Genomic DNA, 21,548 nt, shown 5'->3' on the forward strand with positions numbered 1-21,548 from the left:
GGGGTTTGCCCCGGTCTGCCCGGCCTGCTCGGCGTGTGCTCACGCGAACATCCGGCACCCTACCGCTCACCCGTGCCGGGTGAACTCAGTAGGATCACGCGGCGGCCTGCGCTCGCCGGACACGGGGCGGCGGGCGGAAAGCCTGGGTCGGGCAAGGGAATTGGTGAGCGGTGAGCCAGATTGTCGTGAAGCGCCCTCCTAGGGCGCTACCGTCCGAAGTGCCCACGGAAGAGGTCGCTGTCCAGCCACCGCCCGAATTGCCGCGGGGGCATCAGGAGAGCGTGCTGATGCAGCTCCTGCCCACGCTGGGCATGGGCGGCTCGGTGGTCTTCTTCTTCACGAACGGCCAGCCGTTCATGAAGATCATGGGCATGATCATGATCGCCTCGACGGTGGCGATGTCCATCGCGATGGTGGTCCGCTTCCGTCGCGGCTCCCAGGGCCAGTTGGCCGACATGCGCCGCGACTACCTCAGCTATCTGTCGCAGACGCGCAAGTCCGCCGTGGCAGCGGCCAGGACGCAGCGGGACGCGCAGTACTACCTGCACCCCTCCCCCGAGCAGCTCTGGGCGCTCGTCGCCGAGGGCAGCCGGGTCTGGGAACGCCGGCCCGGCGACGAGGACTTCGCGCACGTCCGCATCGGCCTCGGCCCGCAGCCGCTGGCCACCCCGCTCATCGCTCCGGAGACCGGCCCGGTCGAGCAGCTGGAGCCGCTGACCGCGGGCGCGATGCAGCGCTTCCTCGCCGCGCACAACACCGTCGGCGACCTGCCGATGGCGGTGTCGCTGCGCGCTTTCTACCACGTCACGGTCAGCGGTGAACCGCAGTCCGTACGGGCCTCCGCCCGCGCGCTGGTCGGTTCGCTGGCCTCGCTGCACTCCCCGCAGGACCTGGTCATCGCGGTGGCCGCGGGCCGGGAGGCGCTGCCGCACTGGGACTGGGCGAAGTGGCTGCCGCATGTGCAGGCGCCCGGCGCGGTGGACGGCGCGGGTGCGCGCCGGCTGATCGGCACCGACCCGCGCGAGCTGGAGGACCTGCTGGCGAGCCGGCTGACCGGCCGGCCCCGCTTCCATCCCGGCGCGGCGCCGCTGCTGGACGAGCCGCACATCGTGCTGGTGCTGGACGACCTGTCCCTGCTGCCGGACTCGGTGCTCGCCAACCCGGAGGGGCTGCAGGGCGTCACGCTGCTCGAAGTGGTCGCCGGCGACCTCACGACGGCGGGCGGCGACCTGTCCATCGTCGTACAGCCCGGCCTGCTGCGGCTGGAGTCCGGGCACGGCGAGGTGTACGAGGGCGGCCCGGACGCCCTCTCCTACGAGTCCGCCGAGGCCCTGGCGCGGCAGCTGGCGCCGCTGCGCATGGCGTCCGGCGGCGACGACGACGAACCCCTGCTGGCCAACCTGGAGTTCACCGACCTCCTGGGTCTCGGCGACGCGGCGTCCGTGGACACCAAGCGGACCTGGCGCCCGCGCGCGCTCGCGGAACGGCTGCGGGTGCCGATCGGTCTCGGCGAGGACGGCCGGCCCGTGATGCTGGACCTGAAGGAGGCCGCGCAGGAGGGCATGGGCCCGCACGGCCTGTGCGTCGGCGCGACCGGTTCCGGCAAGTCGGAGCTGCTGCGCACCCTGGTGCTGGGCCTCGCGGTCACCCACTCCTCGGAGACCCTGAACTTCGTCCTCGCGGACTTCAAGGGCGGTGCGACCTTCGCCGGCATGGCGCAGATGCCGCACGTGGCGGCCGTCATCACCAACCTCGCGGACGACCTGACACTGGTCGACCGCATGGGCGACTCGATCCGCGGCGAACTCAACCGCCGCCAGGAGCTGCTGCGCGACGCGGGCAACTACGCCAACATCCACGACTACGAGAAGGCGCGCGCGGCGGGCGCCCCGCTGCAGCCCATCCCCTCTCTCGTGCTGGTCATCGACGAGTTCAGCGAGCTGCTGACCGCCAAGCCCGACTTCATCGAGATGTTCGTGCAGATCGGCCGTATCGGCCGTTCGCTGGGCGTGCATCTGCTGCTGGCCTCGCAGCGCCTGGAGGAGGGCCGGCTGCGCGGCCTGGAGACCTACCTCTCCTACCGGATCGGTCTGCGCACCTTCTCCGCGGCCGAGTCCCGGGCCGCGCTCGGCGTCCCCGACGCCTACGAACTCCCGAACGTCCCCGGTTCCGGCTTCCTGAAGTTCGGCACGGACGAGATGGTCCGGTTCAAGGCGGCGTACGTCTCCGGCGTGTACCGCGTGGGTTCGCAGCGCGCCGCCCTGCCCGGCGGCCAGCTGCCGGTGGACCGCCGGCCGGTGCTGTTCACGGCCGCCGAGGTGCCGGTGCAGTACACCGCGATCCCGCAGCAGCGCACCCCGTCCGAGCCCGAGGTGGACGAGGCGCTCGCCGACACCGTCCTCGACGTGATCGTGCGGCGCCTGGAGGCGCAGGGGCCAGCGGCCCACCAGGTGTGGCTGCCGCCGCTGGAGAGCCCCCCGTCGCTGGACGCGCTGCTGCCGGGCCTGGCGGCGGTGCAGGGCCGCGGCCTGACCCAGCCCAACTACGAGGGCGCGGGCCGCCTGGTCGTCCCGGCCGGTCTGGTCGACAAGCCGTACGAGCAGCGCCGCGACCGTCTGATGCTCGACTTCTCGGGCGCGGCGGGCCACATGCAGATCATCGGCGGCCCCCAGTCCGGCAAGTCCACGCTCCTGCGCACGCTGATCTGCTCCTTCGCGCTGACGCACACCCCGCACGAGGTGCAGTTCTACGGCCTGGACTTCGGTGGTGGCGGTATGGCGGCGGTGGACGGGCTGCCGCACGTCGGTGGCATCGCCTCCCGCCTGGACCCGGAGCGCGTCCGGCGTACGGTCTCCGAGGTGTACGGCGTCCTGACCCGCCGTGAGGAGTACTTCCGTACGGCCGGCATCGCCTCGATCGCCGACTTCCGCACCCGGCGCGCCCGCGGCGAGATCTCGGTCACCGACCAGCCCTGGGGCGACGTGTTCCTGGTCATCGACGGCTGGGGCAACTTCCGCACCGACTACGAGGCCCTGGAGCCGGCGGTCCTGGACATCGCCGCGCGTGGCCTCGGCTACGGCATCCACCTGGTCCTCACGGCCTCCCGCTCGATGGAGGTCCGGGCGAACCTCAAGGACCACCTGATGAACCGCCTGGAGCTGCGGCTGGGCGACGTGATGGACTCGGAGATCGACCGCAAGGTGGCGGTGAACGTCCCCGCGGGCGTCCCCGGACGCGGTCTCTCCCCGCAGAAGCTGCACTACATGGCGGCCGTGCCGCGCATCGACGGGCTCACCTCCGACACGGACCTGGCCGAGGCCACGGCCGCGCTCACCACCGAGGTCGGGCGCCACTGGCAGGCGCCGGGCGCCCCCAAGGTGCGGCTGCTGCCCCGCCAGCTGGAGGCGGGCGAGCTGCCGCCGGGCGACCGCTTCCGGCAGCGGGGGATCGCCTTCGCGCTGGACGAGGAGAACCTGGAGCCGGTGTTCGTCGACTTCGAGCAGGACCCGTTCTTCCTCGTCTTCGGCGAGAGCGAGTCCGGCAAGTCCAACCTGCTGCGGCTGCTGATCAAACAGTTGACGCTGCGGTACGGCGGTGACGAGGCGAAGTTCTTCGTGGTGGACAACCGCCGCTCGCTGCTGGACATCACGCCGCCGTCGCATCTGGCGGAGTACATCCCGATGTCGAGCCAGATGGACCACCACATGGCGGCCCTGGCCGACCTGATGCAGCGCCGCACACCGACCGCCGACGTCACGGCACAGCAGCTGCGGGACCGGAGCTGGTGGCGGGGCCCGCAGGTCTTCGTCGTCATCGACGACTACGACCTGGTCTCCACGTCCAGCGGCAACCCGCTCAGCGGACTGACGGAGATGCTGCCGTTCGCCCGCGACGTCGGCGTCCGCTTCATCATCGCCCGCTCCTCGGCGGGCGCGGGCCGCGCCTCCTACGAGCCGTTCATGCAGCGCATGAAGGAACTCGGCGCCCAGGGCCTCATCATGGCCGGCGACCCGGCCGAGGGCGACGTCCTCGGCGGAGTCCGCCCGCGCCCGATGCCGGCGGGGCGGGGCGTCTTCGTGTCCCGCAAGCGGGGAAAGCCGTTGGTTCAGACGGGGTTGGTGGATGTGGAGTACTGAGGTACTCCGAAGCAGCGGCACCAGTCGGAACACCTCCCGAATCCGGCGGCCATTCGGCCGCCGGATTCGGCGTCTTACGGAAATTCGGCCAAGCAGCCGGTTATGGCCGACTTCACCGGAATACCTTGCGGCAGCCGCTCGCTCGCCGTTAGCGTCACGTACCGCACGGCCATATTCGCAGTCGGCACACGGGGAGCGTCGATGGCCTGGGACGAGTGGGAAAACCTCAAGCGCACGGCAGCCGAGGGAGAAACACCCCACACAGAGCTGGACCAACTCGCCGACAGCGGCGGTGCGGGCCGTAGTGACCGGCGTCTGGTCGTCCACCAGGACGATCTCGGTGCCGTCGGGCACGAGGCGCACGAACTGCACGTCGCACTCCGCAAGCAAGCGGACACAGGAGCGACTCCGGGTTCAAGGCATACCGTATGGGGAAGGTGGCCCGCATCAGCATCAGGGCTGGTTTCTTCCATTTCGATTGCTCCAGCGCGAAATTCGACGGGACCACTCAACTGGTACGCGCAGAGGTGAGCACCTGGTACAGGGTGACCGAGCCGCTTGCCACTGCGCGTGAGGACTACCTCCGCACCCTGCACGACTCCAGCCGCGCGCTCTCCCGCATGCCGAAGTGCAAGCCGGGCACGGGTATCACCGGGACGTTCAGGATGCCGTCGGCCGTGTAGAGCGGTCAGAACACCGGGAGGGCCGGCAGGGAACCGGCGCTCGCCACGAAGACGCGAACGACTACCGTGGCCGGCCTCCGTACAAGGACTGAGCGGGGACGTCAGATGCAACGAATCACAGCGCGCGGTACACGCAGAACGGCTTTCTCGTTCGCGGTTGCGGTCATCCTTGTGGGGGGATGCAGCGGTAACTCTGGTGGGGAGCAGGCCAAATCCTCGGGGGTGCGTGCGAGCGAGGTATGCGACGGCGCACTCGACGCCTCGGCGGGCAAGGCTCTGCAGCGTCTGTCCGGTACGGACCGGTTCGACGAGTCCGCCAGTGCCGACGAAGCGGGCAAGGCAGGCGCCTTTTCCGTGCGGGACGCGATCACGCATCTGCACGACGAGTACCGTGAGCGCGGCGCTTGCTGGGTGTACAGGACCGGTGACGACTCCGGACAGCCGATCATGGAGATCCGTTTTTCTGCCGCTCGGCTGTACCCTTCGAAATCTGCCGGGGAAAGCTCGGACGGCAAGATCAGATACCCTCTGGGGCTTTATGCGCAAGTGGGCCGCGACGGAGCCGACCTGTTCTTCCGGTGCCCCACCGGAGCAGCATCCGAAAAACCGTACATCGGCGACACGAAGTATGTGAAGGCAGAGCTGTTCGCTGTTGCCAGCCAGTTGCGCGGCGCCACTGTCGACAAGGATCGCATGGTGATCCTCAACTCTGCCTCCAGGAAGTTGGCCCGGGAGGCTGGCTGCGCTCCGGAAGCGGCCCTGCCCGATACGGTTCCGGAGCATTGATCTTGCCGCACGTGATAACCCGGCACCCTTGATTCACGCGCGTTCTTCCGGGTCCGTCGGCAGGTCGGTCACCCACGGAGTGCGGCGATGCACGCGTCTACCCATCTTTCCCTCAGAACACTGGAAGCGCGTGCACAGAGTTTCCGCTCGCCACGAAGACGCGGTTCCCGGCGGCGGTGAACGCTGTGGCGTCCTCTCTGTCGGTAAGTTGGTACGACCAGGCCTCCCGTGCGTCGTCCTCGGTTCCCGTGGTCGTGACCGTGGCTGCGGGCTCCGGGTCCAGGAACCAGACACCGTGGCCCTGCCGAAGGACGGGATGATCGTTGCCGGTCACCGCCACCCCGGCCTCCCACTGCTTCTTGCCCGTCCGGACATCGAATGCCTTGGGGTAGCCGTAACCCTGGGTGTCGCAGCCGATCGAGTACAGCACATCGCCGTAGATGCTGGGCCGGCCCCATTCCTTTTTACTGTGGTCGTAGTAGGCGTTCTCCGTATACGACCACAGGCGTTTTCCGTCGGAGATTCTGCGCGCGACGAGTGTCTTGCCGTTCAGGACGACGACGCCGTTCCAGGCGGCCGGGAAAAGGGACCTTTCCTTCGTCAGATCGCGAGCCGTCCATTCCGTGCGGCCGTTCTCCGTGTCGACGGCCATGGCGTGCCCGGTGGAGGTGGTGATCACAAGCCGCCCCCGGTGGGCCACCGGTCTGGGCAGGAGCGTCTTGCGGAAGTCCGCGGGTAGCTGTGCCGTCCAGCGGATACGGGCGTCCGAGCGGCTCACGGCACGCAGCCGGTGGTCCTTCGTCAGGAGGTAGATCGCTTCCGCGTCCACGGTCAGCAGAGTCTCGGCGTCCGCACGCGCCGTCCACTTGGGCTCCCCGCTGGTGGGGACGAAGGTGTGCAGCGTGCCGTGCTCGTCGGCGGCGACGACCAGCCGATCGGACAACGAGAGATAGCGGCACGTCATCCGCATCGTCGGAGCGCTCCAACGGCGCTTGCCGTCGACGACGCCGAGAGCCACCACACCGCGGTCGGGGTGGCCGACGATGACGACGTCCCGGACCGGCAGCGGCGCCGGCGACTCGGGACTCGTCACGCCGTCCGCTTCCCACAGCGCCTTCGGTGAACCTCCGACGATGTAGTCGCCCTGGTCGGCGGAGAGGAGACGTTCGGCCGGTGTCTTCACGGCGGGCGGGTAACTGAACGGATCCTCTCGTCGGCGCTCGCTCTTGCCGCCCCGCAGCAGCCACCAGCCCGTCCCGGTGCCGCCCGCCGCGAGTACGGCCCCGCCGGCCGCGAACCCGGTGAGAAGGCGCCGCCGACTCGGTCCTGTTCCCGTCTCCGCCGTGGGCAGCAGCGGTGCGCTGAGATTCCGTATCTCACGCTCCCGCTCCTTGATCGCCTCCGCGACGGGCCCGCGCTTCCACACCGCACCCGCCTTCTTGGGCGGGACGAACGCGGCGGTGATCTGCTCGGGGCTGGGCCGTCCCGCCGCGTCCTTCGCCAGACAGGGCGCGATCAGGGCGTGCTGCTCGGCTGACAGCCCCTGCCAGCGCGGCTCCCCGTGGACGACCTCGTACTGGACGGCGCCCACGTGCGTGCCCTCGAACGCCCGGTGACCGGTGGCGGCGTAGACGAGGACAGCGCCGAGGGAGAAGACATCGGCGGCCGGGGTGACCCGGTGCCCCAGCACCTGCTCGGGGGCGCCGTACCCGGGCGTGACGGGGATCTGCCCCGTGGTGGTGAGGGTCAAGCCGTGCTCGGGGCGAGCGATGCCGAAGTCGATGATCTTCGGGCCGGCCGAGGTGAGCACGATGTTCGGTGGCTTGAGGTCACGGTGGACGAAGCCGGAGGCGTGGATGTCACGCAGGGTACGGGCCACGGAGGCGGCCAGGGCACGCAGACTCGCGTCGTCCAGCGGGCCGTACCCGTCGATGATCTGGTCCAGGGTCGGCCCGGCGAGGAACTCGGTGGCGATCCACGGCCGGCCGCCCTCGGTCCGGGCGCCCAGCACCGCCGCCACGCCGGGGCTGCGAACCGCCTGTGCCGCCAGTGCCTCCCGCACGAAGCGCTGGGCGAGGTGGGTGTCGTGGGCCAGTTCCGGGCGGAGGACCTTCACCGCGGCGACCGTACCCGCGTGGTCCTGGCCGACGTACACCTTTCCCATGCCGCCCTCGCCCAGCACGCCGAGCAGGCGGTACGGGCCGAGCCGGACCGGGTCACCGGTCCCGAGGGGTCTCATCGCGGATCCCTTTCCCTTCTCTCCACCGCTCTCCACCGGTTCTCTTCTCTCCGCCGGCTCTCGTGCCGCATCGGGTGACTCACTGGAGGGGGAAGGCCGCGAGGAACTTGCCGCCCAGCGCAATGATCTGTTCGGACGCCTCGTGTGCGATGAACCGGTCACCCGTCGTCCTGAAGGACCGGACCGGGGCGCCGGTGGAGTCCCAGGCGATGGCCCACAGTTCCGATCCGCGCTTGTTGTACATGTAGTGGGGGCCGATCACCGGCGGGGCCGTGACGTCCGCCTTGGTCCCCTGGTCGCCCCGTTCCTCCCACATGACCGCGCCACCGGTACCGGACAAGCCGACGAGCCCATGCCCCTTCTGGGCCGCGTACACGAAATCCTCCTTCACCACGGGAGGGCCGTACACGGCTCCCGGGCGCCCCGACCTGGTGTCCCAGGCGACCTTGCCGTCAGTGAGCCGCAGGGCGCGCAGACGCCCGGTACCCACATACAGGTGGTCCTCGTCGACGGCCAGTGGGTGGCGCACGCGGTCCGGTCCGACCCCGTCGAGCGGCCGGTCCCATCGGACGGCTCCCGTACGGGTGTCGCGCGCGACGGCCTGCACGGAGCCGTCGTTCGCCTCCTGCAGGGACACGAGCCGTCGTCCGACGACCGTGGCACTGAGGAAGTAGAGCCGCCCCGAACCCGGGCGCCGTGGGGGCAGCGGGGTCTTCCACAGTCGCTTGCCCGAGGAGATGTCGACGGCGAACAGGTACCAGGACTGCGAGGCGAGGAAGCCCTCGTCGGAGTACTCGCCGCGGCCAGCCGCCACATAGGCGACGCCGTCCGCGGTGCACACCAGTTGGTTCTCGGGGAGGACGCCGTTGAGGTCGGTGAACTCCGCGAAGGGCTCCCCCGCCTTGCCGGTGAGCAGGTTCACGGAAGCGAGCAACAACGGGAACCCGCCTGGCTTGCCGGCGTTGTTCCCGGAGCCCTCCGCCTGCACCAGCCTGATGAGGCGTCTGCCGTCGGTGCACACCTGCCAGGTGTTCTCCATCTGGTCCGAGGCGAACTGGATGTGCCCGGTCTCGGCGACGATGCCGCCCAGGCCCTTGCCCGCCACGAGAGTCACCAGGTTCTCGACGACATGGAGCTGCGCCGGGACGGTGTCGTCAGGCGGATCGGCGACCTGGATCTGCCAGACGGAGTCGTGCTTCTTCCTCGGCAGCTGACTGCTGCCGGGCCCCGCCGAGGGTCGCGGTGCGGGTCCCGATCCGCCCCGCTCGCTCCATGCCCAGGCTGCGGCCCCGGTGCCCGCGACGGCCAGAGCCGCGGCTCCACCGGTGATCAGCAGCCGCCGCCGGGAGAAGCGTGCGGGGGCGGTCCGCACCGCCGTCTCCGCCTCTTCGGGCGGGGCCGGCAGTCGCTGCGGCGTGAGCTGCCAGACCTCCGTGGCCCTGCGTGCGATGTCCGCGAGGAGCGCGTCGGGCAGGTGATCGGCGAACTCCCCCGACCCGTCGTGGAGTTCCGCGCCCAGTGCACGAGGGGTCGGTCGCCGGAAGGGGTTCTTGTCCAGGCACTGGGCGAGGACGGGGACCAGGTTCTCGGGTACTCCGGTCAGGTCGGGGTCGGTGTACTGCACCCGGTAGAGCAGGTCGGCCGCCTGGCCGTGGCCGAACGGCGGGTGGCCGGTGGCGGCGAAGACGAGCAGGCCGGCGAGTGCGAACACGTCCCCCGCCGCCGAGTGCTCCTGCCCGCTCGCCTGCTCCGGCGACATGAAGGCGGGGGTGCCGACCGCGGCCCCGATCCGGGTGAGGCGGTCGTCGCCGGCCGCGCGGGCGATGCCGAAGTCGATGACCTTCGGACCGTAGGCGGTGACGAGGATGTTGGAGGGCTTCAGGTCGCGATGGACGACGTCGGAGGCGTGCAGCTGGCCCAGCGCCCCGCACAGCGCGGCACCGAGCGCCCGTACGGTGCGTTCGGGCAGCGGGCCGCACAGCGCGACGGCGTCGTCCAGGGGCGGCCCGAGCACGTACTCGGTGGCCAGCCACGGTGTCTCGGCTCGTACGTCCGCGTCGACGACCCCGGCGCCGTACCGCTCCCCCACGACCCGTGCCGCGTCGGTCTCCAGCCGGAACCGGGTGCGGAAGGCCGGGTCGGAGGCGATGCGGGCGTGCATGGTCTTCAGGGCGACGGTACGGCCGCCCGCGGTGCGGGCCAGGTAGACGGTGCCCATGCCGCCGCTGCCGAGGCGGGCGACGGGGAGGTAGGGGCCGATGGCCTGGGGATCGTCGTGGGTGAGAGGGGAAGGCATGGCTGTCGTCAGTTCGGCTGGGGTACGGGTACGGCTTCGACGGGGACCTCCGCCGTGAGAACGGCCGCCGACTGGTGCGCGAGGGCCGCGATCACGCGGCCGGGGAGCCAGCCGGGGGTGAGGAGGGTGCCGGGGGCCGGGGACGTCTCGCCGGCCAGCGCTTCGATCAGCTCGGCCAGTTGAGGGCGGGCGCCGGGGTCGCGGGTGAGGCACCGGCCGATGACGGTACGGAACGCGGCCGGGAGTTCCTCCCGCTCCGGGGTCGTGTGGCCCGTGGCGGCGTACGCGAGGGTCGCGCCGAGGGCGTACACGTCCCCCAGGGGGCGCGGACGCCCGCCGGACGCCTGTTCCGGGGGCAGGCTGCCCGCTTCCAGGCCCGGCAGCCCGGAACGGGGCGTGCCGTCCGGGGCGGCGGCCCGTACGGCGCCGAAGCAGGAGAGGCGGGGGCCGTCGGCGGCGAGCAGGACGGCCGCCGGGGACACGCCCGCGAAGGTCAGGCCCTGCCCGTGCAGGATGGCCAGAGTCTCGGCGAGGGCCACGCCGAGCGCGCGTACCGTCCGCTCGGGCAGCGGGCCGCCGTGTACGGCGAGGGCCGTCGGCAGCGGGAGGACGGGCAGGTAGGGGCGGGCGCTCCAGGCGGGTTCGCCGGGGCCGGCGACGGCCGTGGCCGGGGCGGCGCAGGGGCCGAGGAGGTAGCGGGAATCTTCGGCTTCGGCGAGGAAGCGCGAGGGATCGCCACCGGAGCGCGGCAGGGAGAGCAGGACGGTGTGCCCGCCGTCGGCGCTGCGGGCGATGTACCGGCGCTCGGGGACGGGCACCTTGGTACGGGGCTCGTCCAGGGCGGCGATCAGGGTGTACGGGCCGACCCGTCGCCGCGCCGAGGCGGCTCTGCCCGCTTCTCCCCCGGTGGCCGCGCCCGTGGCGCCCTCTGTGGCATGCATTCCCTGTCCTGCTTCTTCGCTCTTCTGCGGCCGCCCGGCACGACAGAGGGTGGGCACCTCCCGTGCGTGCCCACCCCGCTGCCGTGACGTGCCGGTCGGTCCGGCCGGCTTACATGAAGTAGCCGGCGGCCTTCCGGTCGCCGCCCTGGTAGTCACCGCCGGCCGCGTGCACGACCTTGCCGATGGCGACGAGGGCCTCGTGGATGCCGTTGGCCTCACGGTCCCAGGCCGTCTGCTGCTCGGTGTAGGTGGTGTGGGCCTCGCCCTCCCACATGTCGGCCACACCGGCGACCTTCTGCTTGATGGCCTCGAGGCTCTCCTCGAGCCGACGCGCGTGGTCGGCCAGCTGGGTGGCCGTGTGGTCGAGGTTGTGGTACGAGACTTCGAGGTCGCCAAGGTTCTGGGAGCTCATGAATACCTCCGTTGCTGAGAAGTTGTGGCCTGGCCGGGATCAGTAGCTGGACAGCGCGGAGTGCGAGCCGCCGTAGTTCACGTCGATGCTCTGCACCTGCGAGCGGACCTCGTCCTCGGTGCTGTCCTTGATCTTCCGGGTGCTGCTCATGGCCTCGATGAACTTGGCGAGGATGTTGCCGATCCGGACCATGCGTTCGTTGATCTCGGTCTGCTTGGCGTTGAACGCGCCGGCACCGATGCCCTTCCAGTGACCTTCGAGGCTGTCGATGATGCTCTGCAGATCCCGGAGCTGGCCCTTGATCCCCTCGAAACGGTGCGCGAGCTCCTTTTCAAGGGCAACAATGTCGCCGTCGCTGACCTTCTGACGCCCTGACGCCATTTCCATGCCTTTCGTTCTGAATTGACCTTGCCGGTGCCGAGCCATGAGTCAGGCGTCGGCACTGATGGCAAGCGGGCTTCTGCTCGCTCGGTGAGAGAGCAGGTATGCGGGAGACCGCTCAGGCGTTACGGCGTGCACGCAGCACGGCGAAACCGGCGCCTCCGATGACTAGTACGGCGGCCACGACGCCGATGATCACCCAGGTCTGGCTGCCGCTGCCGGAGTCGGTGTCCTTGGCGGCGGCGGAGGTGGGACCGCTGGCGGAGCCGGCCTCCTTGGTCGGCTTCGTCGACGCACCGGAGGAGGGCGCGGCCGAGGATCCTTCGGTGGCCGTGATGTCCTCGTCCGGGTCCGTTCCGTTCTCGGCGGCCAGGGGGTCCCTGTTGGCCGGGCCCGGGTCGATGTCCTTGTCGATCAGCACTCGGCGCGGACGGATGATGCCGTAGCCGAGGTACTTGCTGGGCTTGTCCTTGGCCCAGGTCCGACCGGCGGTGTCGATGAAGGAACGCAGGACCTGGTTGGCCGTCCAGTCGGGGTGAGCGGACCAGACCAGGGCTGCGGAGGCCGAGGCGATGGCGGAAGCGTTGCTCGTACCCTCCGTGGTGCAGTACTTGGTGAAGGTGTTGTCGCACCAACCCGGGAAGTTGAGACCAGGTGCCGAAAGGTCCACATAGTTCCCGTAGGTGGAGAACTTGCCGACCGTACCGGTTTTGTCGATGGCCGCCACGCCAACGGCATAGGGGTCCTTGGCCGGATAGTCAGGCTTGTTGCCCGCGTCACCGCTATTGCCGGTGGAGGCGAACAACAACTTCCCCTTAGAAGCGGCGTACTTGAGGGCCTCTTCCTCTTCCGAGCTGTAATAAGGGCTGCCGTAAGACATATTGATGATCTTGGCGTCGCTGTCGGCGGCAGCCCTGATGGCCTTCTCCGAGGTGAGGGATTTGGCCCGCTCGTTCTCATCCTTCAAGGCGTCGAGTCCCACACGAATCGGGATGATCTTCGCTCCGGGGGCAAGGCCCTTGATACCACCACCAGCCCCGGTACCGGCGATGAGCTCAGCCATCGTCGTGCCATGACCGTTGAAGTCCTGCGTGACGTGGTATTTCGCGGCTTTGGGTACCTCGTCGACAAGCACCTGCCCCTTGAGCGATGGGGTCTCCGGGTTCACCCCCGTGTCGATGACAGCGACCTTCACCCCTTTACCGGTGCTGTACTTCCATATCTCGTCGGCGCCCATCGCGTCCAAATACCACTGCTTGGACTGAGCACCCGAGGCCGCGGTGGCCGTGGGAGCCACTCCGGCCGACGCGATGACCAGCGTGCCTAGTACCGAGCACACAGCAGACACCCGTCTCGCGTTGCGCCTCGTCAGGAGGGCAGTCCTCAAGCCGCGTCGGCCGGTCCCTGACTTCATGCCTGTGTACGTCCTCGCTCGTGTTCAGTCGCTCGTCTGGGGCACATCACGCCGCTGCTGCGACGGGCGGTGCTGTTCCTTCTCAGCGGTCCCACCCGTGCGAGGGGACTCACTACCCGGGCCCTGCCGGCTACCGAGCGCACCACGACCGAGTGCCGCGCCGCCGGACTCAGAGTTCTTGGCAGTGTTGCGGGGTGTGCCGATGACGCCTTGGGGGTTACTGGCCGAGCGCAGGATCGACTGGCCCGCGCCGGGTTCCGCCTTCGCCGTAGGCGCACCAACGACTCCGCGCTGACCGACCACGCCCTTCGACGACGTGGAAGTGACCGGTTCCTCGGCGCCGACGACCGTACCGCGCGGGACACGAGGACTGGCCGTCCCCCCGGGCGTACGGCCCGTGACGGGCTTGCCGCCCACGACACCGTTGCGCGCCGGGGTGGTGGGACCGGTTGCCCCGGTCCGTCCGCCAGGCGTGTTGGTGGGACGTGGGGTTCCGCCGGTGACAGGGCGCCCCACAGGTGAGCGACCGGACTGAACGGGCCCCCGCGCACCCGGCTGGCCCGCCGGGGTCGCGCGTCCCATGGCACGGGCGGCCTGTCCCATCGGGCCCTGCGGCGCTCGACCGCCGGGGACGGAACGTCCTGCCTGCCCCACCGGCCCCTGCGGGACGCGACCACCGGAGACCGTACGCCCCTGCTGGCCCGCGGGCCCCTGTGGCCCTCGGCCGTTTCCGGTACCGGAAGGACCGGTGCGTCCCTGCGCGGTCACGGGGGGCCGGCCGGTCGGCCCGTAGCCGGGGGTACGACCGGAGGTCGGCGTGACCGGAGGGGCCATCGGCCCCGGGGGGAACGGAAGCGACTGCCCGCCGCCACTTGTAGTCGGCAGAGTGGGTGTCGGAGAGCTGGGCGGTGCCGCGGGCACCGGCGAAGGCAGGGTGGTCGTGGTGTTGATCTCCGTGCCGACATCGTGACCGGAAGGCGGGCTGGGCTGGGGCACTTCCTTGAGGGGCGGTGGCGGTACGTGTCCGTCGACGCCCGTACCGTTCGAGGTGACCGCCCCATGGTGGCTCGCTGCCGAACTCGCATAGCTGTCCGACACGCCTCCGTGCATCACCGCCGACGCATTCGATCCTGAGCCACCGACAATGCGCTCCCGATGCGACGACGGCCTCGGCACCCCCACATCCGGAATAGGCGTATACGGCTTGGGATCCGTTTCCATCGCCATACCCAGCGCCATCGCGGACACCGAGTAGAACGACGCCAACCGGTTCACCTGGTTGATCGCCTCTTGCCGGTTCTTCTCGACCTTGAGCGCGGCGGCGTAGTCGGGGTCGCCGTCGACCTGCTTGGCCTTGGGAAGCTCGTGGGGGCGCTTCTGTTCAGCCGCGGGACGAGGGTCCCGTTCAGGCATGGAACTGCGCACGGAAGCCAGCCCCGTGGCGGCAGCGGAGATCTCGGTGGCGGCGACATCGGCGAAGGTCGCGAGTCCCTTGGTCCAGTCGATGAGGCCGTCGGTCCACGAGTGGAACTGGGACGCGCCCTCGCCCTCCCAGTCGACGCCCTTGAGGTTGGTCTCCAGGTCCGTCGCCGCGTCGTGGATGGCCGTACGGGCGTCCCACAGGGCCTTGCTGGTGGTTTCCAGGTGCTCGGGGTTGGCGTGGTGGACCAGGTCGATCATCGCGTTGAGATCGTGGTCCTCGAAGTCGGTCCTGCCCGCGGACAGGGCCGCCCCTATGGGTGTCCCCCGAAACCCCTGCCGCAGGCGACTGATCTGGTTGACCATGCCGACCTGACGGTTGGCCTGCTCGACGTCGGTCTTGTACTCCGGCTTCTGCTGCCAGTTGTCAGTCAATGGAACCAGCCCCCGCGGAATTGTCGTCGCCGGCGTGCTCCCCAGCCTTGGCGGGCTTCTTCTCGACGTGCTTGTCCTTCGGCTGCGTCGCCTTGTGGTGCTCCTCGTCGAGGTGCGAGCGGATCTCCCAGAACCGGCGGTGCACCTCGTCCTCCGTACCGTCGTACGTGACATCGGCCGCATGCGCCGCAAGCGTCAGAGCTTCGATCTGCAGGCCGAGGTTCTTCGACAGCGAAGTGAGGCGCTCGTGTACCTGCTCGTACCTGCCGTGCAGCTCGATCGCCTCGTTGAAGGGTATGTTCGAGCCGCTGAACGAGTTGGCGCTGAGCGTGTGCTCCGCGATCCTGGACGGACCACCGGGAGCGCCTTCGAAGGCGCTCAGCGCGTCGTCGACCTTCTTCTTGAACTTGCCCAGCGCATCGATGCCGCGCCTCATGCCCGAGCCGCTACCGCCGCTCACCGCGACCCCTTCCCCGTTTCCCCGTTGATACAGCTGGACAGACCGGGCGGCACGGAGCCGTGTCCTCGATCTATCGGCGACCACTGTAGTCACTGTGTAAATCGCGGCCAACTGAACTTCGCGACGGTTCAGTTGCGATGGTGTCCCGAAGTGACCGAGCCACGACTGCCCGAGACCGACAAGGCGGTCATAGACGACAGATGGGTGGAGGCATCTCCGCAGAAGCTTCACATGCGTGTGACGGGCGGAACTCCGGGGGCATCCTGCGGGAGAACTTTGCGACCACAAAACCTCACCCTGGCAGAGTCGGTCAAGGGTTGCCGAACAGTTCGGGGCCGGCCCCCGCGTCAGACGGCCGGCATGGCCTCGTCGGGCGGTCGGCGCGCCCGCCTCCGCCGAATTTTCACGCCCGACACATCGCACATGGCAGACATGGCGCAAATTTTCCTCGACACCGATTGCTAGTTTGATTTGGCACCGGACTAACCACGGGGGAAGGGGCCCTTCCATGGCATGGGACGAATGGGAGCAGCTCAAAGCGGATGCTGCCCAGGGGCAGTCGGCACATATGCAGCTCAACCATGTCGACCCGGGTGGGGGCTCGTACGGCTCCTCTGCCCTGCCGAGCAAGACCGGTGACCTGAAGGTCGGCCACAAGGACCTGGAGAAGATAGGCGGCGCCGCCCATCACCTCTACGACCAGCTCTGGGACAAGGCCCGTGTGGCGACCCCGAGCAGCGACTCCGCGGCCGGCGACCTCTCCAAGCAGGGCTTCGCCCTCGGCGCGGGGCTCCAGCATGTCTCGAACCGCTGGGAGGAGCAGTTGAAGTCCCTGATGGACGCCTGCGCCCAGATCGCGAACCACATGCAGACCACCAAGGCCGTCCACGCGAACGACGAGCACTACATCCAGCGCCAGATGAGCAGTATCGACGCACTGGACGACGGGTTCGACGAACGGGTCGGGGCGCCGGGCAAGAAGAACGACTACGGGGACGACGGCAAGGGCAAGGGCAAGAAGAAGGAGTAGCGGCGCCGGGCTGTCGACGACGCAGACGATCACACCATCGGCACCGCTACCCCCGGGGACGACCACCCATGGACTTCAACGCCCTTTACCACGCCAACTTCAAGCTCCTCGACGACGCTGTCACCGACTGGTCGACGCTCGTGAAGCACCTCGTGGACCTGAAGAAGGACGCCGAGGACGACCTGCACAAGGCTGCCGTCAAGGCCGACTGGGCCGGCGTGAACGCCCAGGTGTCCAAGCAGTTCATCGGCAAGACGGCCGGCGAGTTCGGCGACGCCCACACGCAGGCGACCACCATCCACAACATCCTGCGTGACACCCGGGACGAGCTGAAGTCGTTCCACCAGCAGCTGACGGACGCGGTGTCGCGCGGGCAGAAGAAGAACCTGACCGTCGTCGACGCGGGCCAGGGCAAGTTCACCGTCATGGGCAACACGCGGCCCGACTGGAGCTCCGACCCCAGCGGCAAGACGAGCACGACCAACCAGAAGGACGTCGACGACCTCCGCGACGAGATCGAGGGCATCCTGAGCAAGGCCACCGAGAGCGACAACACGGCCAAGGACGTCCTCCTGGCGATCGTCGACCAGACCCGGATGGGTTTCTCCGACGCCAGCTACAAGGACCGCGACACGGCGGCGGATGCCGTCAAGGAGGCCGACGAGCTGGCCAAGCTCGCCAAGAAGGACCCCGACGACCTGTCGGTGAAGGACTTCGACCGGCTCAACGAGGGGCTGAAGAAGTACCACGACGATCCGCTGTTCTCGGAGCGGTTCGCCAAGGACCTCGGGCCGGAGAAGACCCTGTCCTTCTGGGCCAACGTGAGCGATCCCATGGTGACGCCCGACCTGACGCACGAACGGCGCGAGCAGCTCGGCGAGTTGCAGAAGAATCTCGGCCTCACCCTCGCCACCGCCAGCCGGAGCGACACCGCCGACATGACCGAGTGGAAGCGCCACATGGTCGAGATCGGCGACCAGCCCGTGCAGGGCAAGCGCGGCAACGTGCTCGGCTTCCAGGTCATGAGCAACCTCATGCGGGTCGGTGACTACGACGACGACTTCATGAAGCAGTACGGCAAGGGCCTCATGGAGACCGAGCGGAAGTTCACGCACGACGGCAAGCACACGGCCTGGCAGCGGCTCGGCTTCGACCCGTACCTCAACCACATGGCGGGCGACTCCGGCTTCGATCCCCTCTCGGGCTATCTCAAGGGCCTCTCCAACAACCCCGGCGCCGCGACCGACTTCTTCAACGACGACTTCATCCCGAAGGACGGCGACCACAAGGAGGCCGTCTCCAACTTCAAGTACCTCTTCGAGGACCGCCACTGGCCGCACGAGAGCAACAGCGACCTCAGCCAGGGTGAGAGCACGGACGGCCACAACAACCTCGCATCGGCGCTGGAGGCCGCCGCCACCGGGCATCCCGCGGGTGAGCTGCCCACCGACGACACGCCCGCGCACACTCCGGGGCAGGCCAAGCTGTTCGAGAGCATCGTGTCGTCGATCTCGGACGACAACGAGCGCATCACGAAGCACAGTTACATGTCGGACAGCATGGGGCAGATCGCCTCCGAGTATCTTCCGGACATCGACCGTGCCACCACCGATGTGGACCGGCACCCGGGCGAGAACGACGCGGCCGGCCAAGCGGCATGGGAGCGTCTCCAGAAGCTGTACCCCGTCCAGGGCTCGGCCGCCGACGTGAGCCACAGCGACGTCTCGCGGTTCCTCTTCGCGGTCGGCCAGGACCCTCATGGCTACGCAGCCGTCGAGGTGGGCCAGAAGAACTACATGGGCAAGCTCCTGGAGTACCACCTGAATCCGGACCTGCCGGAGAATCTGCGGCCCGATCACGACATGGAGCTCACCGTTCGCGACATCGCTCGCCACTCCGGCCAGGTGTCGGGAACCCTGGCGATGGGGCGCAACGAAGCGGTCGCGGGCCCGGCCGACCTCAAGGACAAGGACTTCGACCACTCGGTGGCCCAGTGGAAGAACTTCCTGTCCGGAACGGTCGGCACCGGTGTGGGTGTCGGAACCTCCTTCATCGCCTCCCCGGCGGTGGGAGCCGGCGTCGGTGGCGCGGCCGGAACCGCGACCAGCATGATGCTGGAGGAGCTGTTCAAGGACGCCGAAGGCAGCGCGAAGGACGATGCCGGTGCCAAGATCGGCAAGGACTGGGAGAACGGCAACCAGGCCAACATGAAGTACACGAGTGCGGCTGCCTACAACGCGGCGAAGCAGTACCACCTCGGTGGCGACGTCTCCACCTGGGCGGAGCAGTCCTCCTCGCAGGGCTTCCTGGAAGGCGGCGACTACATGGAGCGGGTCGGCGCCGAACTCGTCACGGACATCTGATGTCCGCATCGGTCCGGTCCAAGGAGGTTGGGTATTCGATGGCTCGGCGAGCATGGGCGGCCACCGCCGCCCTCGCGGTGATGGGCCTGGTCGCGGGCTGCTCGGGGTCTGACGCGGAGAAGGAGTACGACGTCCCCAGGGCGTTCTGCGGCGTCTCGCTGGACCCCGGGCTGACCTCACCGTTCCTCCCCTCCGGCAAGAAGATCAAGGTCGGGGAGACGCGTCCCGTACCGTCCAGGAAGAACTGCCGCGCGGACGTCGACGGCCACTGGGCGTTGACGCTGAACCTGGAGTGGTGGGAGAAGGACGTGTCCAGCACGCTGGTCGCGTCCGGCAACCCGCAGTTGAGGAAGGCCGCGTTGTCCCCCGACGGCGGCTTCTACAGCGGGACCGGTGCCGTCGTGCTGGTCGAAGGCTGCGCGAACCCCGACCACGCCAAGCAGGTGCTGTACACCTCGGTGCAGGTCAGCGATCCGGATCTCGGTGACACCGCCGCCATGAAGAAGCTGGCGGCCGCGTTCACCCGAACCGTCGGGAAGTCCGATGAATGCGCGTGAGGCGGTCCTGGCTGCCGCGGTTTCCCTTGCGCTGCTGAGTGGATGCGGTGGCGGCTCCGGGGAGCCCGCCTCCCTCACCGCCCGTCAGGCCGAGGCGGTGCTGCCGGACGCCGCCTCCGCCCCGGGATGGGACACCACGATCGAGCCGGTCGTCCTGCCGCTGAAGACGGCGAAGGGGAGGGGACTCGCCCGGTGCTACGAGGCGGGGACACGGGACTCCTGCGCTCGGGTCCGCTTCTTCGGCGCTTCGGGCCTGCACCGGCAGAAGGCACCGAACCTCTACTTCACCGTCCAGACGTACGACGACGAGGCCGCGGCCCGGTCCGCGTTCAAAACCGTCTGGAAGGCGTGGAGGCAGCGGGTGCCGGAGCACAAGGCCATGCCGGTCGAGCGACTCGGCGATCAGCGCGCGGCCGTGGCCGGGCTGAGTTCGTCGGCGGTGGAAGGGTCCAGGGGACGGATGATCCTGGTGCGGGTGGGCAGCGTCCTCATGCTGTCCATGGCCGAATCGGGTGCGCACGTCGAGATGGCGGATTCCCTTCTCACCGGGTTCGCCGACGTTTTCGCGAAGCGGGCCGAGCAGGCGGAGGCGGGCGGGAAGCCGTCGGCGGGGATGAAGGCGTCCGCGAGCTGAACGAGGCGGCTGAGCGGGCGCGTTGCAGGGTGCAGGCAGAACGCCGGCGGGTTTCCCGCCGGCGTTCCGTGCGTTATCCCGGGACCGTCCTGGGCCTCAGGTGCGGCTCTCCAGGGCCCGGCGCCGGCGCCGGGCGTCGCGCAGTGCCACCGCTCCGCCGCCCAGGCCCGCCACCAGGACAGCCACGCCGACCGCGACGTACGTCGCGATGCGGGCCGTACGTTCCTGGGGGGTCTCGCCGAGGGTGAGTCTGGCGGGGGTGGGAGCCTCCGCGTGGGTGAGGCCCGCGTCGGAGTGGGGGGACTCGATCGGGTGATCGTCCTCCGTGAGGGCGCGGACCGGGTCCACCACGCCCCAGCCGACCAGCCGGTCGCTGCCCGCGATGGAGCGTTCCGCGGTCTGCTCGATCTGGGCCACCACCTCCCGGGGGGTCCAGTCGGGGTGCTTGGCCTTGATCAGGGCGGCGACTCCGGCCACGTACGGGGCGGAGAAGCTGGTGCCGTTGTCCGGGCAGTGGCCACCCTTGGGGACGGTGGAGATCATGTCGACGCCGGGGGCCGCGACGCCGACGAAGTCGCCCGACTGGGAGAAGGCCGCGCGTTCGTTGTTGCGGTCCGAGGCGCCCACGGCGAGGACGCCGGGGTAGGACGCGGGGTACGTCTTCTTCGACTCGCCGCCCAGGCCGTCGTTGCCCGCGGAGGCGACCACGACGATCTTGGCCGCCAGTGCCTCGGCGACCGCCCGCTCGAGGTCCTCGTCCGGTTTCGCGGCGTCGGTCGTGTCCTGGGAGATGTTGATGACAGCGGCCTTCTGCCTGATCGCGTGCCGGATGGCCCGGGCGAGCGTGAGGGCCGTGCCGTGGCCTTCCGCGTCGTTCTGCTTGATCGGGATGATGGTGGCCTCGGGGGCGAGGCCGACGAAGCCCGTGCCCTTCATGGGGCGGGCCGCGATGATGCCCGCCACGCGTGTGCCGTGGCCGACCGTGTCGGTCGTGCCCTTGGCGTTCCCGCGTTCGATGGGCTCGCCCTTCTTGTCCTTGGCGGGCAGGAAGTTGGCGCCCAGGGAGGCGTCGACGGCTTTGGTGAGCTGCGGGTTGGCGGTGTCGACGCCCGTGTCGATGACGGCGACCCGGACGTTCCTGCCCTTGGACTCGCTCCACAGCTCGTCGAGGTTGACGCGCTGGAGCGCCCAGGGCGTCCCCGTGTACTTGTGGTTGGTCTTGGCGAACGTGCACTGGCCGGAGTCCGGGTCGGCCGTGGCCGCCGGTGCCGCCACCAGGGTGGCGGCCGTGACCAGGACCGTCGTCGCCACGGTCGTGCGGGCGCGGAACCCGGGCGTCGTCGTATCCCTCAGGAGCATCGT

At 69.4% G+C, this 21,548-nt stretch carries 16 protein-coding genes; 7 read left to right on the forward strand and 9 right to left on the reverse strand.

What is annotated here, in order from left to right; translation table 11 throughout:
• Positions 1-170 precede the first annotated feature (170 nt).
• The 3 genes from eccCa to ACZ7KF_RS18395 all read left to right on the forward strand — a co-directional run bounded on the left by eccCa (position 171) and on the right by ACZ7KF_RS18395 (position 5,605).
• The gene (eccCa, locus tag ACZ7KF_RS18385; RefSeq protein ID WP_471075516.1) at positions 171-4,136 is read left to right on the forward strand and encodes a type VII secretion protein EccCa; all 3,966 of its coding nucleotides are present in this window, start codon (positions 171-173) and stop codon (positions 4,134-4,136) included.
• Positions 4,137-4,564: 428 nt separating this feature from the next.
• The gene (locus ACZ7KF_RS18390; protein ID WP_471075518.1) at positions 4,565-4,819 is read left to right on the forward strand and encodes a hypothetical protein; all 255 of its coding nucleotides are present in this window, start codon (positions 4,565-4,567) and stop codon (positions 4,817-4,819) included.
• 105 nt (positions 4,820-4,924) lie between these two features.
• Entirely contained in the window at positions 4,925-5,605 is a 681-nt protein-coding gene (locus ACZ7KF_RS18395; protein ID WP_471075521.1) for a hypothetical protein, read from the forward strand.
• Between the two features lie 112 nt (positions 5,606-5,717).
• On the opposite strand, the gene ACZ7KF_RS18400 is transcribed toward ACZ7KF_RS18395, so the two are convergent.
• From ACZ7KF_RS18400 to ACZ7KF_RS18435, 8 genes are all read right to left on the reverse strand, one after another.
• Positions 5,718-7,844: a protein kinase domain-containing protein gene (locus ACZ7KF_RS18400; RefSeq protein ID WP_471075524.1), complete on the reverse strand. Its 2,127-nt coding sequence runs from the start codon at positions 7,842-7,844 to the stop codon at positions 5,718-5,720.
• 79 nt (positions 7,845-7,923) lie between these two features.
• Positions 7,924-10,140: a protein kinase domain-containing protein gene (locus ACZ7KF_RS18405; protein WP_471075526.1), complete on the reverse strand. Its 2,217-nt coding sequence runs from the start codon at positions 10,138-10,140 to the stop codon at positions 7,924-7,926.
• Positions 10,141-10,148: 8 nt separating this feature from the next.
• A complete protein-coding gene (locus ACZ7KF_RS18410; protein ID WP_471075529.1) occupies positions 10,149-11,081 on the reverse strand; it encodes a protein kinase family protein in 933 nt (310 codons plus the stop codon).
• Positions 11,082-11,190: 109 nt separating this feature from the next.
• Positions 11,191-11,493 (reverse strand): WXG100 family type VII secretion target, encoded by a 303-nt coding sequence (locus tag ACZ7KF_RS18415; protein WP_225823242.1) that lies wholly within the window; start codon positions 11,491-11,493, stop codon positions 11,191-11,193.
• 39 nt (positions 11,494-11,532) lie between these two features.
• A complete protein-coding gene (locus ACZ7KF_RS18420; RefSeq protein WP_225823241.1) occupies positions 11,533-11,874 on the reverse strand; it encodes a WXG100 family type VII secretion target in 342 nt (113 codons plus the stop codon).
• Positions 11,875-11,992: 118 nt separating this feature from the next.
• Positions 11,993-13,111 carry a S8 family serine peptidase gene (locus ACZ7KF_RS18425; RefSeq protein ID WP_471075534.1) on the reverse strand — a complete coding sequence of 373 codons (1,119 nt, stop codon included), beginning with the start codon at positions 13,109-13,111 and terminating at the stop codon, positions 11,993-11,995.
• 201 nt (positions 13,112-13,312) lie between these two features.
• The gene (locus tag ACZ7KF_RS18430) at positions 13,313-15,142 is read right to left on the reverse strand and encodes a WXG100 family type VII secretion target (RefSeq protein WP_471075537.1); all 1,830 of its coding nucleotides are present in this window, start codon (positions 15,140-15,142) and stop codon (positions 13,313-13,315) included.
• Complete coding sequence (locus ACZ7KF_RS18435; RefSeq protein ID WP_471075540.1) at positions 15,135-15,602, reverse strand: hypothetical protein; 468 nt, start codon at positions 15,600-15,602, stop codon at positions 15,135-15,137. Before ACZ7KF_RS18435 ends, ACZ7KF_RS18430 begins: the two co-directional genes overlap by 8 nt.
• 508 nt (positions 15,603-16,110) lie before the next feature.
• On the opposite strand from ACZ7KF_RS18435, the gene ACZ7KF_RS18440 reads away from it, so the two are divergent.
• The 4 genes from ACZ7KF_RS18440 (at position 16,111) to ACZ7KF_RS18455 (ending at position 20,186) form a co-directional block, all read left to right on the forward strand.
• Positions 16,111-16,632 (forward strand): hypothetical protein, encoded by a 522-nt coding sequence (locus ACZ7KF_RS18440; protein WP_471075543.1) that lies wholly within the window; start codon positions 16,111-16,113, stop codon positions 16,630-16,632.
• Between the two features lie 68 nt (positions 16,633-16,700).
• Entirely contained in the window at positions 16,701-18,995 is a 2,295-nt protein-coding gene (locus tag ACZ7KF_RS18445; RefSeq protein WP_471075546.1) for a hypothetical protein, read from the forward strand.
• Positions 18,996-19,033: 38 nt separating this feature from the next.
• Positions 19,034-19,552, forward strand: coding sequence for a hypothetical protein (locus ACZ7KF_RS18450; RefSeq protein WP_471075549.1), 519 nt, complete (start codon positions 19,034-19,036; stop codon positions 19,550-19,552).
• Positions 19,539-20,186 (forward strand): hypothetical protein, encoded by a 648-nt coding sequence (locus tag ACZ7KF_RS18455; protein WP_471075551.1) that lies wholly within the window; start codon positions 19,539-19,541, stop codon positions 20,184-20,186. The genes ACZ7KF_RS18450 and ACZ7KF_RS18455 overlap by 14 nt, the downstream gene beginning before the upstream one ends.
• 96 nt (positions 20,187-20,282) lie before the next feature.
• Here ACZ7KF_RS18455 and mycP read toward each other — a convergent pair whose 3' ends face one another.
• A complete protein-coding gene (gene mycP, locus ACZ7KF_RS18460) occupies positions 20,283-21,545 on the reverse strand; it encodes a type VII secretion-associated serine protease mycosin (RefSeq protein WP_471075554.1) in 1,263 nt (420 codons plus the stop codon).
• Between the last annotated feature and the right edge of the window lie 3 nt (positions 21,546-21,548).

The organism is Streptomyces sp. NPDC038200 (assembly GCF_055600785.1).